The sequence below is a fragment of the Spiroplasma endosymbiont of Dioctria linearis genome (assembly GCF_964030865.1).
Taxonomy (GTDB): Bacteria; Bacillota_I; Bacilli_A; order Mycoplasmatales; family Mycoplasmataceae; genus Spiroplasma_A.
Genome location: NZ_OZ034984.1, coordinates 553454 through 568589 on the forward strand (window position 1 = coordinate 553454; position 15136 = coordinate 568589).

At 22.8% G+C, this 15136-nt stretch carries 11 protein-coding genes and 1 pseudogene; 2 read left to right on the forward strand and 10 right to left on the reverse strand.

The genetic code is table 4. The annotated features are described in order from the left end of the window. Window position 1: 1 nt before the first annotated feature. The 4 genes from AAHM84_RS02350 to AAHM84_RS02365 form a co-directional block, all read right to left on the reverse strand. Window positions 2-1870: a hypothetical protein gene (locus AAHM84_RS02350; protein WP_342259309.1), complete on the reverse strand. Its 1869-nt coding sequence runs from the start codon at window positions 1868-1870 to the stop codon at window positions 2-4. 431 nt (window positions 1871-2301) lie between these two features. Further along, window positions 2302-3984, reverse strand: coding sequence for a lipoprotein (locus AAHM84_RS02355; protein WP_342259310.1), 1683 nt, complete (start codon window positions 3982-3984; stop codon window positions 2302-2304). Between the two features lie 890 nt (window positions 3985-4874). Beyond that, a complete protein-coding gene (locus AAHM84_RS02360; RefSeq protein ID WP_342259311.1) occupies window positions 4875-5141 on the reverse strand; it encodes a hypothetical protein in 267 nt (88 codons plus the stop codon). Between the two features lie 179 nt (window positions 5142-5320). Continuing rightward, entirely contained in the window at window positions 5321-6640 is a 1320-nt protein-coding gene (locus AAHM84_RS02365) for a hypothetical protein (protein ID WP_342259312.1), read from the reverse strand. Window positions 6641-7143: 503 nt separating this feature from the next. Between AAHM84_RS02365 and AAHM84_RS02370 the strand changes: the two genes are divergently transcribed. Beyond that, window positions 7144-7779, forward strand: a complete 636-nt coding sequence (locus AAHM84_RS02370) for a hypothetical protein (protein WP_342259313.1) — start codon at window positions 7144-7146, stop codon at window positions 7777-7779. Window positions 7780-8152: 373 nt separating this feature from the next. Here AAHM84_RS02370 and AAHM84_RS02375 read toward each other — a convergent pair whose 3' ends face one another. From AAHM84_RS02375 to AAHM84_RS02395, 5 genes are all read right to left on the reverse strand, one after another. After that, window positions 8153-9082 (reverse strand): ABC transporter permease subunit, encoded by a 930-nt coding sequence (locus tag AAHM84_RS02375; protein WP_342259314.1) that lies wholly within the window; start codon window positions 9080-9082, stop codon window positions 8153-8155. Beyond that, complete coding sequence (locus tag AAHM84_RS02380; RefSeq protein WP_342259315.1) at window positions 9082-9795, reverse strand: ABC transporter ATP-binding protein; 714 nt, start codon at window positions 9793-9795, stop codon at window positions 9082-9084. The genes AAHM84_RS02375 and AAHM84_RS02380 overlap by 1 nt, the downstream gene beginning before the upstream one ends. Before the next feature lie 272 nt (window positions 9796-10067). Further along, a complete protein-coding gene (locus tag AAHM84_RS02385) occupies window positions 10068-11747 on the reverse strand; it encodes a hypothetical protein (protein WP_342259316.1) in 1680 nt (559 codons plus the stop codon). Next, window positions 11747-12481, reverse strand: a complete 735-nt coding sequence (locus AAHM84_RS02390; protein ID WP_342259317.1) for an ABC transporter ATP-binding protein — start codon at window positions 12479-12481, stop codon at window positions 11747-11749. Before AAHM84_RS02390 ends, AAHM84_RS02385 begins: the two co-directional genes overlap by 1 nt. 59 nt (window positions 12482-12540) lie before the next feature. Then, complete coding sequence (locus AAHM84_RS02395; protein ID WP_342259318.1) at window positions 12541-13134, reverse strand: hypothetical protein; 594 nt, start codon at window positions 13132-13134, stop codon at window positions 12541-12543. Between the two features lie 155 nt (window positions 13135-13289). Between AAHM84_RS02395 and AAHM84_RS02405 the strand changes: the two are divergent. Beyond that, window positions 13290-14631: pseudogene (locus tag AAHM84_RS02405) on the forward strand (ISNCY family transposase). Window positions 14632-14939: 308 nt separating this feature from the next. Here AAHM84_RS02405 and AAHM84_RS02410 read toward each other — a convergent pair. Next, a complete protein-coding gene (locus AAHM84_RS02410; RefSeq protein WP_342259321.1) occupies window positions 14940-15086 on the reverse strand; it encodes a hypothetical protein in 147 nt (48 codons plus the stop codon). Window positions 15087-15136: the final 50 nt, after the last annotated feature.

The window sequence follows — 15136 nt, forward strand, 5'->3', positions numbered from 1 at the left end:
ATTATTGTAAATCTAAGGAATTAAATTTATAAAATGCTATGGAGAATAAAATTATACTAATAACTCCTTGAATAACTAAATACCAGCATGGATTTGTTCCACTATCATAAGAAGTTTTATCAATTGAACCATTCTTAACTTTTAAATCATATGTACTATAAGGTAAAAGTATATTTTTTTGTGAATCTAGTGAAATATAAGACTTTAATTGTGGATCAAATCAAATATCTTCATAACTTAGACCAGAGTAATAAGTATAATTTACAAATACATTTGATAAAAAATTAAAATGAAAGAACATATTATAAATGTTTCTTGTACTTACATAATCATTTCACTCCTGGCTTGATTCATTTAACTTATAGTTTGTTGCAATAACATAATTTGAGGTGTAATTAATGAAATAATCTTCAAGAATTCTTGTAGTAATCATTAAGGGATTATAAATTGAAGAAAATAGTTTTTCATTAGAGTTATAATTTTCATCCATATCAGCTTCAACTACTCTTTGACCATCTTCATCTTGAATTCTTAAACCATTTAAATTCATAAAATGATTTTGATAGATATCTTTTAAATAAGAAATATTGAAACTTCTCTTATCTAAAGAAGCATCATCATTTAAGTTATTACCACTCTGCCCTTTTCTAATTAATTCAATATAGCCTTTTTTCTCTTCTGTAATAACTCCTTGTTCATCTACTGATTGTCAACATGCACTTGGATCAACATTATCACATGAATCTAATTGAATATAATCATCAAATAAGTAATAAAACTTTTGTTGAAAATGAGTAGTATATGAATTAATGTAATTATTAAATTCTAGTAGTTCCTTTAAAATTTTAAACTTGTTATAACCATTTTCATCTTTAAAGTTGGGATCACTATTTTTAATTTTATTTTCCAATTCGCTAGTACTAATAAATTTATATTTTAAATAAGTTTCCAACCTTATTTCATCATCAAATTTCAAATCAGAAAGAGCTGAGTCAAATGGAACTGAAGATATTTTAGCATCAAAGCGAATTTTCAATGGCTCATCATCAATTATTCCTAACTCTTTTCAAAAGTTTTTTCTATTCTCTATATTTTTAGTCTCGCTTATTGTGCTTATTCGATATTGATTTTCTAAGAAGTTATCAACAATATATTTACTTAAATTAGGATAAGCTATTTGCGATTTATTAACATTAGAGATTAAATCAAATGAGTTATAAATATTATCTGTTCTTAAAATAACAGTTCCTGCTTCTCCTGAAAAACTTATATTTTTTGATTTTTCTGATGTCTTTAAAAATTGATATGGTAATGATGAAATAAAGCTAAATGACATTATTAAAGTAACTATAATTATTGATGCTTGTGGTGAAAGTACTGATAATAGAAATAATACAAAATTTGATAATAAAATTATAATTAAAAATAAATATAATGTATAAACCATAGATATTTTAAGAACCACTGGATTATTAAAGTTAGTAACTGCAATAATTGAAAAATTAATAGTAAATAGTATAAAACAATAAACTCAAATAACCATATTTGTTGTAATAAATAATTTAGATCTTTTCAAATGTTGTGTAGAAATAATATTTATTGTTTTATCAGTTTTTTTAATATGAAAAAAATAATTTAATAATCTCATGGAAATTAAAATAACAATAGCACATGTATGTATTAAAACGTAATAGTTAAATACAATAAGTTTCATATCAGAAGTTGGAAATATCATTAACATTAAACCAACTAATACTGATAAACTCATAGATATTAAATACATTATCATAAAAGTTTTTTCTCTTAAAATACTTTTAAATTGATATTTAAAAATTGTGAAAAAACTAATATTCATCTTAATATCTTTCATAATTTCTCTCCTTTTTTTTATTTTAAATTTTCCTACTAAAAAATTAATTAACAAGTTTAGTAAGTTTTACTAAGAAAATATATATCTTTTATTAAGGTATTATATTGTTTGCCTATTTAATTTTAAAAACTTTAGAAATCATAATAAATGTAAAAGACTCTGATTCCTTTATAAAATGCAGAATATAATGAATTCATATATTTAAAAAGAATAGCTCCTTTTAAATTTAATAACTATTTATACTCTTAAAGATAAAGTGCCCCTGCTTTTAAATGGGAAATCTGAAAATTTGAATTTTAAAATTAATTTTAAACAAAAAACAAACTATTTAAGTTTGTTTTTTACCAGAAACATATTTACAGTTTTGACAATATGTTTAATATTTACAAAAAATAAACTCTATTCTTTAAAAATTATGACAATATCTATTATTATTTTGAGTATCCTTGAGAAAATAAAACAGTTCTTTTATTTATGTTTACTGTGTAGCTTGATTTGAAATAATCCATTTCAAATGCAACCGATAATTTATAACCACCTAAGTAGCTATCTTTAAATAAAGTATAAGCACTTCCTGAATTATAAGAATGATTAATAATATAAGCATATTTTCCATCTTTGCTATCAGCAGTTCATGATACGTTAAATAAAAAATGACTCTGTTTTGAATTTGAAATTAATTTATCTCTCTCTGTTCTTAAATTAGAATGCTCTAAGTTTACAAAGCTATTAATATTTTGAGTTTTATTTTCTATTCCTAAAGAAGATCATTTATTAAATAATTGTGAGTTTCTAGAAAAGGAGAATATTATATGTTCTTGATCATAACCTGCACCGGATCACTTAACTGTTTGATAAATATCACCAAAAGCATTAGTTGCAACTTTAAAATTATCTTTTAGCACATTAACAAATTCGCTACTTTTTCTTGATACCACTTCTCTATTTTGAAAATATCCAAAACTTAAAGATAAATTAGGTATATCAATCTGTTCTTGATCATTAATTTTATAATTAAGATTAGTTAAAGTTATTGAATTGAATTTAATAACTGAGTTTATAAAAACATTCATATTTTCATTATTACCTAAACTCAATGAAATCTGATTTAATTTTGATGATAAGTTATCTATCATGTATTCTTCTGAAATATTTTCAGTAGAAGAGATCAAACTTTTAATATTTGCATCATTTGATTCTGTATTATCTAAAAATCTTTTTAATTCATCCTCTCCAAGTTTATTTTCCCTGTAAGATAATAAATTCTTAAGATTAGTAAAAGACTTTTGTTTAGATATTGTTAAATCAATGTTGAACTCATCTTTTACAAATTTTAAAAACTTATTTGAATAACTTGAATCATTAAAATAATTCATAATTTCATTATTATTCTGCTCTAAAAATGTTCTACTACCTAAATTTAAATCTGTCGAATAAACTCTGCTAATATCATTTAATAGAAATTTTTCTTCAACACTATTATACATATCCTGAATATTTCCACCAATTTCTTCATCATCTGTTATAGAAATTACATTTGGTACGTCTTGAATTTTATACTCTTCAAATTCCCCTGTTTTATTTTGAAAATTAACTGAGACTGAATAATTGAATTTAGTTGTTCCAAATCATATTCTTTTGTTACCCTCTTCATATGATTTAGTTTTAATTTCAATTTGCTTATTAGGAACTATAACTAGTTCTTTAAAAACAGAGCTAGTTCCTGCAAGCAGAACTGAATATTTTTCAACCTTATTTAAATCATTTATTTTTTGTTTTAATTCATTTAATTTAAATAAATTATTAAAGTCTTCAATAATAATTGGTCTCACTTCATCATCTGCGATTTTATTACTATCACTTCCCATAAAATCTTCAAATTTCTGTTTATTAAAAAATTTTAAATTACTTCCAGGTTTATCTATTATTAAAAAATTTTTATTAGTATCTGCAATATGTTCATTTAAAATCTTATTTACATCATTTTTAAACTCCTTTATCAATGTTTCAAGTTCTAAAACAGGCGGAGCTACTTTATTTCCACAAGCCATAACGCTTAAGCTTGGTGTAGATATTAAACCAATAGCACTTAATAAACTTAATAATTTTTTCATATATTTTATTCCTTTTCATTTTTATTATTCTATTTAAAAAAAAAAAAAAAAAGCAAAGAAAATTAATACACTTAAAAATGTTTTATTAACTTTAAAACATTTTTAAGTGTATTAATTATTTTAGGATATAAAAAAAATTTCAATAAATAAGGTTATATTAATAAAAACAACTAAAATAGTTTTAATGACTTTACTATATTTTTAGCCAGTTATTTTAAAAAAATACTAATTTGAGAATTAATAATACTTAAATTTAGACTAATAACTAAAGCAAATAAATCATTTTGACTTATGCTGTTAGAAATAACTATAGGATCTATTATTCCTTGTAATTTAAAATAATCTAGATTGTGTTCTAATTGTAGTCTATACTCAATTCAGAATATATAAAATACTTTTATTTTAAATGTATTTACTGTTTTTTATATGGAATATTTATATCCTTTCCTTTCACTTAAAGATTATCTTTTATATCTAATTTAAAATTCTCATTTCATCATCTAATTTGACTGTTGAACAATTTAGTCAATAACAAAATAAATTTATAGCAATTTAATCTCCTTTTTTAAATACTTAGTTAATTTAAGAAAAAAATTTTAGTAAATTAACTAAAAAATGAAATCTCTTCAAAGTCATTCCTAATTTAAATATAATTAAATAAAAATTTATCTTATAAAAAGATAAATTTAAAAGTAAAACTAGGTAAATTCAAATACTCAAGCATATATTACAAAAATAGTTCCAACTCCTGCAAATGATGCTGGGAGCAACTAATCATGAGCTGTTACTGTAGTTTCTGTAATAATTAATACTAGATAAAAAAACTTTAAATGCTGACGCAATAGTTCTAATATTAAGTGCTCATGCTACGGCACTAAGAAAATTTAGACCTAAATTATGTTTTTGTCTATAAAATCCAATTGATGCTGAACCAATTCCAAGTGAAGCACTAGTAGCTGAGGCTGTAAATGCTTAAGGAATACTAACTCCAAATCATCAAGCTGCTGCTCAAAACCCAGCTGAAGCAATCCCGCTAAAACTGCTAATGAAGATAAAGTATTTTGTGCTATTGCAAGATCTCTTGAGAATTTAGTTAATGAAGATTTATCTATTAGTTGAATTTTCTTATTTCGGGGCAGGACTGTTATTATATACAAAATAAAATTTTATATTCTTGCAATTACAATTTCCCTAGTATTTATTAATTTATAGGAATAAAAAATAAAGTTAATATAATTTACTTAGTTTCAGAAATTTATCAACTTTATTTTAAGAATAACATAAATATTAAATTTTACCTTTAAAAAATTTATAATTAATAATACATGTTATATCTTTAAATGAATTTAGTTTTTTGAAATATAGAAGTTGAATTATATAGTATTCCTGAAACTTTTATATTAGAAATATATATATTGTCATTTTCATAAATAACAAAAGTAGAAAACTCTTTTTTATTTCATTTTTTTGAATAATTTTTTAGTTCAAAACTATTCAAATCTAAATTAACTACAATATTTTCAGTTACTTCATCTTTAATACTATTAGTTTTCTCAAGAGAAAAAATAATATTACTATTCTCATTATATAAATTAGTAATTTTTACAAAGTTAATTCTAGGCGAATCTCAGTTATAAATTATAGTTATTTCCATTAATTTATTATTAAAAAATTCTGATAAAGTAATTTTGTTACTAAATTTTTCTATCATATAAACTTTATTTTTATAATTAAAAATATTGAAAATAGAACTATTAGGAGTATTAACAACTCATTGTAACTCTAATTTATTGTTAGAAAAATTAATTTTATTTAATGAACTATCATAATCATTACTTGAACTTCATTTAGATACATAGACATCTTTATTATAATACAATAATTTTGATAATCTTGACTCTGTTCATTCAAATATTAAGTCTTCACTAGTTTCTAAATCATAAACACCCAAATTATTTGATTTTCCAGCTACATTAGATGAAATTAAATAATAAATTTTATTTTCTACAAAAATCATTGAGAACATATTATGAGATTTTAAGACTACGATTTCACTAGTAGATAAATCAACTGAAACAATTGAGGCTCCATTATATCAAATATCACTATATAGAATAAAAAGTTTATTATTATATATATGAAAGTTAATTCCAGAAAAATTAAATGTCGACCTAACAGCATCTTCATCTAAAACAACCGATCCTAAATTCTCAACATTACCATTATCTAAATTTAATTTATAAAAATTTGCTCTATTATAATTATTATAATCATTAATAATAAATTGATAATAAATTTCATTACCAATTAAAATGGATTTACCACTTATCTCTTCAAGATTTTCTTGAAGTTCAATAGAGTTTACTAAAATAAATTCTGAATTTATTTTGTCTTCAACTTTATAAAACTCAAGTATATTCTCTTTTACAATTGTTCCATATCAATTATTTTCAATTTTTAATGGTGTATTAAAACCATATAGACTCCCTTTAGATAACTTACCCACATTTTTTTGAGCAATAATACCTGACTCATAGTTTAAATTTTCTTTATGAACTTGATTGGGATTGATCATCATTTGTCCAGTGCTTGTAGCAGACATTGTAAACACTGCTATTAAATTTAATAATTTAATCATTTTTTGCCTTTCTTTCATAACCCACCCTACCGACCTTAATCATTTTTATTTTATTATTAAATTAAAATAAAATATTTTTAGTTTTTAATAAAATAGCTACATTACTATCAAAAATGTAACTGATAGGTTTAATATTACTAAAATGATTTTACTAATAACTATGTTTACTATTTGCTTTTATTTTTTGATAGACTAGACAATTTTAATGAGATTAAGGGTTATACTTTTGAAAAATATTAGAATTAGTATTTAAATTATAATCTATATATTTATAAGAAGTTCAAAAAATATTTTGAACATTTAATATTTCTCAAGTTTATTACTTTCTCCTAAATATGACATAGTGTTTATTTAATAGAACTTAAGAAGGAAAAGAAAAAAGAGAACAAGCAGAGAAAGAGATAGAATTATTAAAAAAGTCCATAGCATCATTTCTAATAGGTTATCAAAAGGTTAATAAAAAAACATATACAAAAAAGGATATCAATCAGATATATCAAACAGTATATGAATTATCATTAATGGGAAATGATGCAAAACAAACTCTTCTAATTTATGGTGTTGGCTATCGTAGTTATAATAACTGAATTAAAAGAGGAAAACCTGAATATAAAAGACAATATCATATTCATGCAAAAGAAGCTGTAGAAAGTATTTATTCAAGAAAGGATGGTATATTTGGTGCGGAGAAATCTAGATTAAAGATATTAAAGGACTTTAATATAAAACTTTCTAGAGAAACAATTATTGAGCTCAGAACAGAAGTTTTATTAAAACTAAAAAAGGAAATAGCTTCTGCTAAATCAAAGACAAGGATGGGAATAAACACCTATAAGAAACATACTTCATTAGATCTTATTAAAGGAGATTACAGCTCTAATAAATATTTAGAAAAGATAGGAATTGATGGTACATGATTTAAAAATATTTATATTAGAGGAGTTAAAACAAAACGATTATTTTTACCTGCATACGACTTTTACTCTAATGAAATTAGTTCATATTCAGTTGGCAACTCTGAACATATACTAGTAACTCTTGAAATGCTAGAAGGTTTAGTAAGAAAAATGAATTTAGTTAGAATAACTAGAATTATTATGCATAGTGATTTAGGTTCTGCGTTTACAAATAAAGAAACACAAAAATTTTGTAAGTAACATAATATAATTAGATCAAATTCAGTTTCAGGCTTTAAAGGTAATCAATTTGTAAAACAAACACATAGATGAGTCAAAAAGTATTTTTTTTAATATTTGGTAATAAATTTAATAATGATCAACATTTTAAAAGTTGTATATATAAATTTGTTAAAATTTTTAATAGTACAAATATAATCTTAAAAAATGGATGTACACCAAACGAAATGATCCAAAATTTTAGGAAATAATGTTACTTAGGCTCCCCAATACCAAATAATAAAATAAGTTCTAAATACAAAATTAATTTTATACACTTTTATATTTATAAAATGAATTTATTTTTATAAGAATCTAATTGTGTCTTACATATAAAAACTTTTATCAAAGTTATTTAAATATTAAATGAAATATTTTTAAATAAATAAGTAGAAAGTCAACCAAATGTAAGCAATAACCCATTCATTAATATCGTTGATATACAATAGAGAATAATATTTATATCTTTTAAAGCTGGTGTCTCTATAAGTATTTTAATGTTTTCACCATTTTCCATAGTTTCATAAACTAAATAACTAACTAGTTCTTTGTCAAAATCAGGAGGCAAAACATTTAAAATAAAAACTTGTAAACCAATGTAGTTAATAATTATTTTTAGAGCTTCATTTTCTGAAACTGAAATTAGAGCAATCAGTTCTAATAACCCTATTAAAGTAAAGTAAGTTAAGATTAACGAACCTACAATATTAAATAGCATAGTTCTTTCTATTAAAAGTAAAGCCACAATAAAAAATATAGATGCTAACATTAATAAAAAGAAATAAGTTTGTAATCCTCCTAAAGTTATATTAGATAGAGCATCTTTGGAATCATGTGCAAATGAAGCAATAGAAATAAGAATCACAAATGCTGGTAAGTATAAAAATGTTGTGATTAACATTAAAGTTAAATACTTGGCTAATATTATTTGTGCTTTAGAAATAGGTTGAGTTAACCATAAAGAAATTTGAGTTGAATCAACTTCTTTTAATAATATCTTATTAATAAAGATTATTATAATCATTCCATAAATCACTCACCCTAGATTTTTAAAAAGAATATTGTATATCATTTCTAAAGGAATCATCTCCATTGAACTTGATCCACCGAAATCCTGAGAACTACTTGTTCTTTTGATTAAAGATCCATATGCAATAGAAAATCCCTCTGACAGAAAAGGCAAGCAAAGAAGTCCAAAATTAATTAAACTTCAAAAAATAGTTATAAAAGTGATTAGTTTTCAGTGAATTCTAAGATGAATTGCAATAGTATTAACTAATCTCATTAGAATAACTCTTCTACATCATGACTTTTAAATAATTTTATAAAATTATTGTGTATTTCTGTCATATTTACTTCTTTAACACTATACTCTTTTACAAGAAAACCTTCCTTAATAAAACCAACTCTATCACAAATTTTTGAAATCTCATCAAATTCATGCGAACAAATAATAATTGTTGCTCTATAATTTTTTTTAAAACGCAAGATCAACTCATAAAACTGAGCTGAGATTGCTGCATCTAATCCTCTTGTTGGTTCATCTAGAACTAAAAATCTGGGTTTATGCATAACTGCAGCAATTATTGCTAATTTTTGTTTCATACCACTAGACATTTTAATTATTCTTTTTTTTGCATCCAATTCAAAAAAACTTAAAAGTTTATCAATATAATTTCAATCAATATTACTTTTTAATTTAGCAATTATTTTTAGATATTGAATTCCAGTTAATGCATCATATAATGCAATTTCTCCTGAAATATATCCAGAAAACAGCATAATATCTTTTGTATTTGTAAAACTATCCATTCCGTCAATTGTAATTTTTCCAGAATCAGGTTTAATAAAACCCAGTACTTGTCTAATAAATGTAGATTTACCTGCACCATTTGGCCCCATGATTCCATATACTTCATTCCTATTCACTGTTAAAGAAATATTAAAGTTTCCAGCATTATTTTTGTATTTTTTTGATACATCTTTAGCTATTAGCATTTTTAAATTCTTTCCTAACTTTTTTTTGTTTTATATTTTTATGAATTTTAATTTTATTGATAAACAATATCATTTGTACCAATATTTTATTTATAAAACACTATATTTTAATTTGATTGCTAGGATTTTTATATATTTATATTTTAAATATATAAATTAGAAAAAACCAAAAAAACAACAAAAATTTCAAAAAATTTGAAACATTTACTGCAAAAAAATCATTTTAAGAAAAAAAAAAAAAAAATCATTAATTATTAATGATTTTAAAATTATTAAATTTGTAAATGCTTTTTAAAAAGTACAAATGAACTTAAAAGTACTAAAATTGAAATTATATAACACAAAATATAATTAATAATTATTAAAAATTTTAAGTTTTTTACTTCATATTTCTCAATCATTGTTTCCTTAGGAAAATTTGTTTCTTCTAATTCATTTTTAAAAACAAAATTATAGTAAATATAATTTTCTGATGGAAAAGCAGGAAAACTAGACAATAATATATTTTGTTGATAACTATTATTGAAATAACTAAAAGTTTGCATTTCATTAATTACAAAAAATGGATTTATAAAACTTTTTAAATACATTTTACTTATTTGAGAATTAACAAATTCATTAGGATCCTTCTTTATTTCATAACCATAGTTTTGAGATATATTATAATAAGCATCAATTATATCTAATAATCCCTTTTCAAACAACATAACACCTGGAGTCATATTTGTTCCAAGTACAGTTTCTTCTAAATTTTCTTTATAAAGAAATTCATAATCTCCTGGTTCTAAAGATGACAGATCTCTACCAACAGTTAAAATATTTTTACAATAATAGTCCACCAAATTAATAATTTCTAATTTTTCTTGATCATTTTTATAATAGTCTTTAAGTTTTTTAATTAACTCATTAAAATTATATTTTCCATCTAAACTAATATTTTTTGTAGAATTAACTGAATAATAACTATTACTTCATATTTCTTCAATGCTATCTTTAGAGTTATTAATTGGATTTTTAGAATCTAATTCAAACAAATTATTAGTTTCTTCAATAAATTGAAAAATTAAGTTTTTATTAAATTCTTCATGATTGAAATTATAATATTTACTATAAGGAAATTTTTCTTTATAAACTGAAAAATAATAATAAGCACCTTTATTAGCTAAAAATTTAGCATATTCCTCTTTTGAATCAAAAATCAAATAATTTTCTGATTCGCTTTTTAATTCTAAATAAATCGGTAAATTAGCATATTGTTCTGTTAATAACTTAAAATTTGAGTTCTTAGCATACAATTCATGACTTTTTTTAGTAGTATCATATCTAATATTTTGCTCACTTGCTATGTAACTTTCATTTGAAAGGTTAGTTAATAAATTTAGAAAACTATTAAAAGGTAAAACTAAAATAAATATCCCAGCTATAACCCCTAATATAATTGGTTTTCTAAATTGAGAAACCATAATAAAAATAGAAGAAACAAAGATATCTATTGCTAAAATACCTATTAAAACTATAATTTGATTTAGCAAATTAATTTTAAAATACACATTATTAATAAATGAGAAAAAAAAGATATTTATAAAATAAAATGATAATAACATTACTAATAAAATCAATTTATTTGAAATAAATCTTATTCAAAATATTTTATTCATAGAAATATCATTGCGATGTTCAATATTTAATATTCCATTAGCTTTATCCATCATTCAGAACCTATTTGCAAAAAATATTTCGAATAATAGTATGAAAAAAATAAGAACAGAATAGATGATATAATTATAAGCCACAACCTTACCTGGTTGTGAATTAGCTGATGCAATTTTCATTAAAAAAAGTATATCTACAATAAAGGTAACTAAGATTAAACTAAGAAAAGTAATTCAAAAAAATTTTGATTTTATTGTATGATTTATTATTCTTGAAGCTATTGGATTAAATGCTTTCATTATTTTCTTATCTCCTTTAGATCATCAAACACCATATGTTTATTTTCAGTTCCTAGATGTTTATGATATAAATCAATTAAAGATGATTTTGATTTTTCAAATTTATCTTTATAACAAATTTTTCCATTCTTTAGAAATATAACTTTATTAATATAATCTTCAAGTTCATTTATATTATGTGAAGTTATTAAAATCATAATTTTAAATTCTGTTGATAAATACTTGATTAGCTTTAAAAATTCTAATCTCGAATTAACATCCAAATTTTCTGTTGGTTCATCTAAAATAATAAGTTTTGGATCTGTTAATAATAAAGGAATCAAAAGAGCTCTTTTTTGCATCCCTGATGACAATTTTTCAAATGTGTAATTTATATATTCTTCTAATCCTAGCATATTCACTAAATTATCAAATTTTTCTTTAATATCTTTAATTTTTATTTTCTTTAAATCTAAAATATACCTACAATAATCATAAATTTTTTCTGACTTTGGAAAGTTATTTTGATCGGGAAAATAACCAATTAATAATCTAAAATTTTTATTATCTCCAAAAAATTCTATTTCACCTTCATCCAATTTATAGTCACCCATTATAGATTTAATTAAAGTTGTTTTACCTGCTCCATTATCTCCAATTAACCCTGTAATGTCACCTTCATTAATAGAAAAAGAGATATTAAATATTCCCTTACTCTTTTTAAAAACTTTAGATATATTTTTTATTTCTATCACTGTATTATCTCCTTATTTTAATAGTAATAAAGGACAATTAAAATAATTGTCCTTTATTACTAGGCTGTTACAAAAAATAATCTGTTTAAATTAATTTTAGTACTACAACTATGTACTGCTCCTGCTGTTCTTGCATAAATATAGTAATCCACTTTAATTGAAATAGTATTATCATGAATATTATTTGTAGCTTCAACTGTTAATTTAATTCTTGATGTATGATGTCCTCATCCTTTTCAAGAATCCACTGTATCATCATTTTCTCATACTCTCTTATTCAAACCAATATCTTTAATACTTAGTGTTAAACTGTCTCTTTCTTTTCCATTTGTATAAGTACCATACTTAAAATTTCCATTAGCAATAATGCGTGAAGTATCCTGGAAGTCACTTTGTCAATTACTATTAGAAATAGTAGTTAAATTAGTACCATATTTTTCTTTTGTTTGTGTTCCAGTTGCCTTTGTTGTAACCTCATCACTTATACTTATTGGTACAGTTGTAGAGTCTGCAGTTACTGACCTATTTTCCTTCATATTTTCCAAAATTTCATTATTTTTTAAAAGTAAATTTTTATTTATTATTAATGAATTACTTGCTAAAGGCGTAGATAACAATCCTATTACACCAGATAATTTTAATAAATTTTTCATTTTCTTTTCTTCTTTTCATTTTTATAATATCACAATAGTATTTAAAATTAAATACAATATTATTTTTTTTCTTATGTTATGAGTAATAAGCGATTATGTCCCTACATATTAACAAGCGACTTTGTCCTCCTTTATAATCAATAAATGGAGGTTTTATGAAAGGACTACTATTAAATACCATGAAACAAGAACAACTAAGATTAATTAAGCAATTATCTTTAAGAAAAGAGTCTATTAAAAATACAGCCTATAAATTAGGTTATAGTGTTAGACACACAAGAAGAAAACTTAAAGAATATCAAGAGATTGGAGCAACAGCTTTTATTCATAAAAATACCTATAAATAAAATTCAACAATTATTTAAAGATGAAATAATTGAATTATTTCAAACTAAATATTATGACTTTAGTATTAAACATTATTGAGAACTAAATTGGAAAAGAAAAATAATTTACTCTGCAATTAGACACATATTAATAGAAGAAAACATTTTAATTGAAACTCTTAACAGAAAAACAAAAAAAGATATTCGTAAAAATTTAAAGGCAGCAAACCAAGAAAATTTAACACGCGAGTATCTTTCAAATTCAATTATAACAAGCAAACCCCATCCTACGCAAAAGAAAATTGTAAAATTTGGAGAAATCTACGAAACTGATGCTTCAAATCATCAATGAATTAAGAACTTAAAATGTCATTTGCATATTGTAATTGATAAAGCTAGTAAAAGGATTTTAGCAGGCTATTTCAGTGAGCAAGAAACTACTGAAAGTTATTATAATATCTATAAAAAAGCCTTCAAACATTATGGTTTACCAAAATTAAATGTTAGTGATAATCGAAATGTTTTTAGTAGTAAAAATAATCGTGACCATTTTGGTGATAGTGTCTCAAATACACAATTGCAGTTTATTTTTCACTCTTTAGGAGTAAATACAAAAACAACGTCAATCCCTCAAGAAAAGGCATTAGTCGAAAGAACTTTTGGAACACTGCAAAGAAGATGACCTCAAATAATTAGACTCTTAGATTTAAAAAATATTGAGCAGTTAAATAATTATTTACCCCATCTTATTCAAGAATACAATCAAGATTTTTCAATACCTTTAGACCAATTAGAATCAGTAACTAGAAAATTTGATCAAGATGAAGATATTGTATTCTCTTATCGAAGTGAAAGAATTATTGATAATGGTCATAGTATCAGTTTTAAAAAAACTAAGTGATTTATTTGTAAGTGCTTTACTCCAATTTACTTTAAGCCAAAGTTAAAAGTAATGGTTATGGAAACGATAAATAAAAAGTATTATGCACTAATTGGAAATGACGTTTAGAATCTTATTCAAGTTGAAGATGAACGCTTACATAGAAGTATTAAAACACTATCTAATGAAGAATTTGAAACTACTAAAGTGCCCAAAATTCACTCTCCTTGAAAAGCAACTAACTGATATTTTTTTGATAGAAAAAGAAAAAATACAAGATCTATTTATTAGATAAATCTTGTATTTTGGGACATAATCGCTTATTACTCATAATTAACAATTTATTTAATAACAAAAAAACTCCACAAAGGAGTTTTATATGCTATACTATATTTAATGGTTATTGCCCCAAATGCTGGTAATAAGGGAATGGCGTGTGTATTTATCAAATTTTCCTTTCTCGGTTCCAATAATTCATTACTTAGTAACAAATATATTATATGAAATAACCTTAATTGGTTATTTTTTATTATATATACAAAAAAAATTAGATAAATTAATTATCTCAATTGTATTAAAAAATTCAATTAAGGTCATTATTAATTTTTATCCAAACATATAGCTACAATCGCAAGCAATATCGTACATAATGGAGTTATTACTTTCATAACATATTCTATGATTCGTGTTGGATCTTCAATTGCTTCTACAAATAAACTAATCCCTCTTTCTAAAAATTCATTCATTTTTATTTCTCATGTTTTGAAATAAAAAAAGACCAGTATCTAGTCTTTGT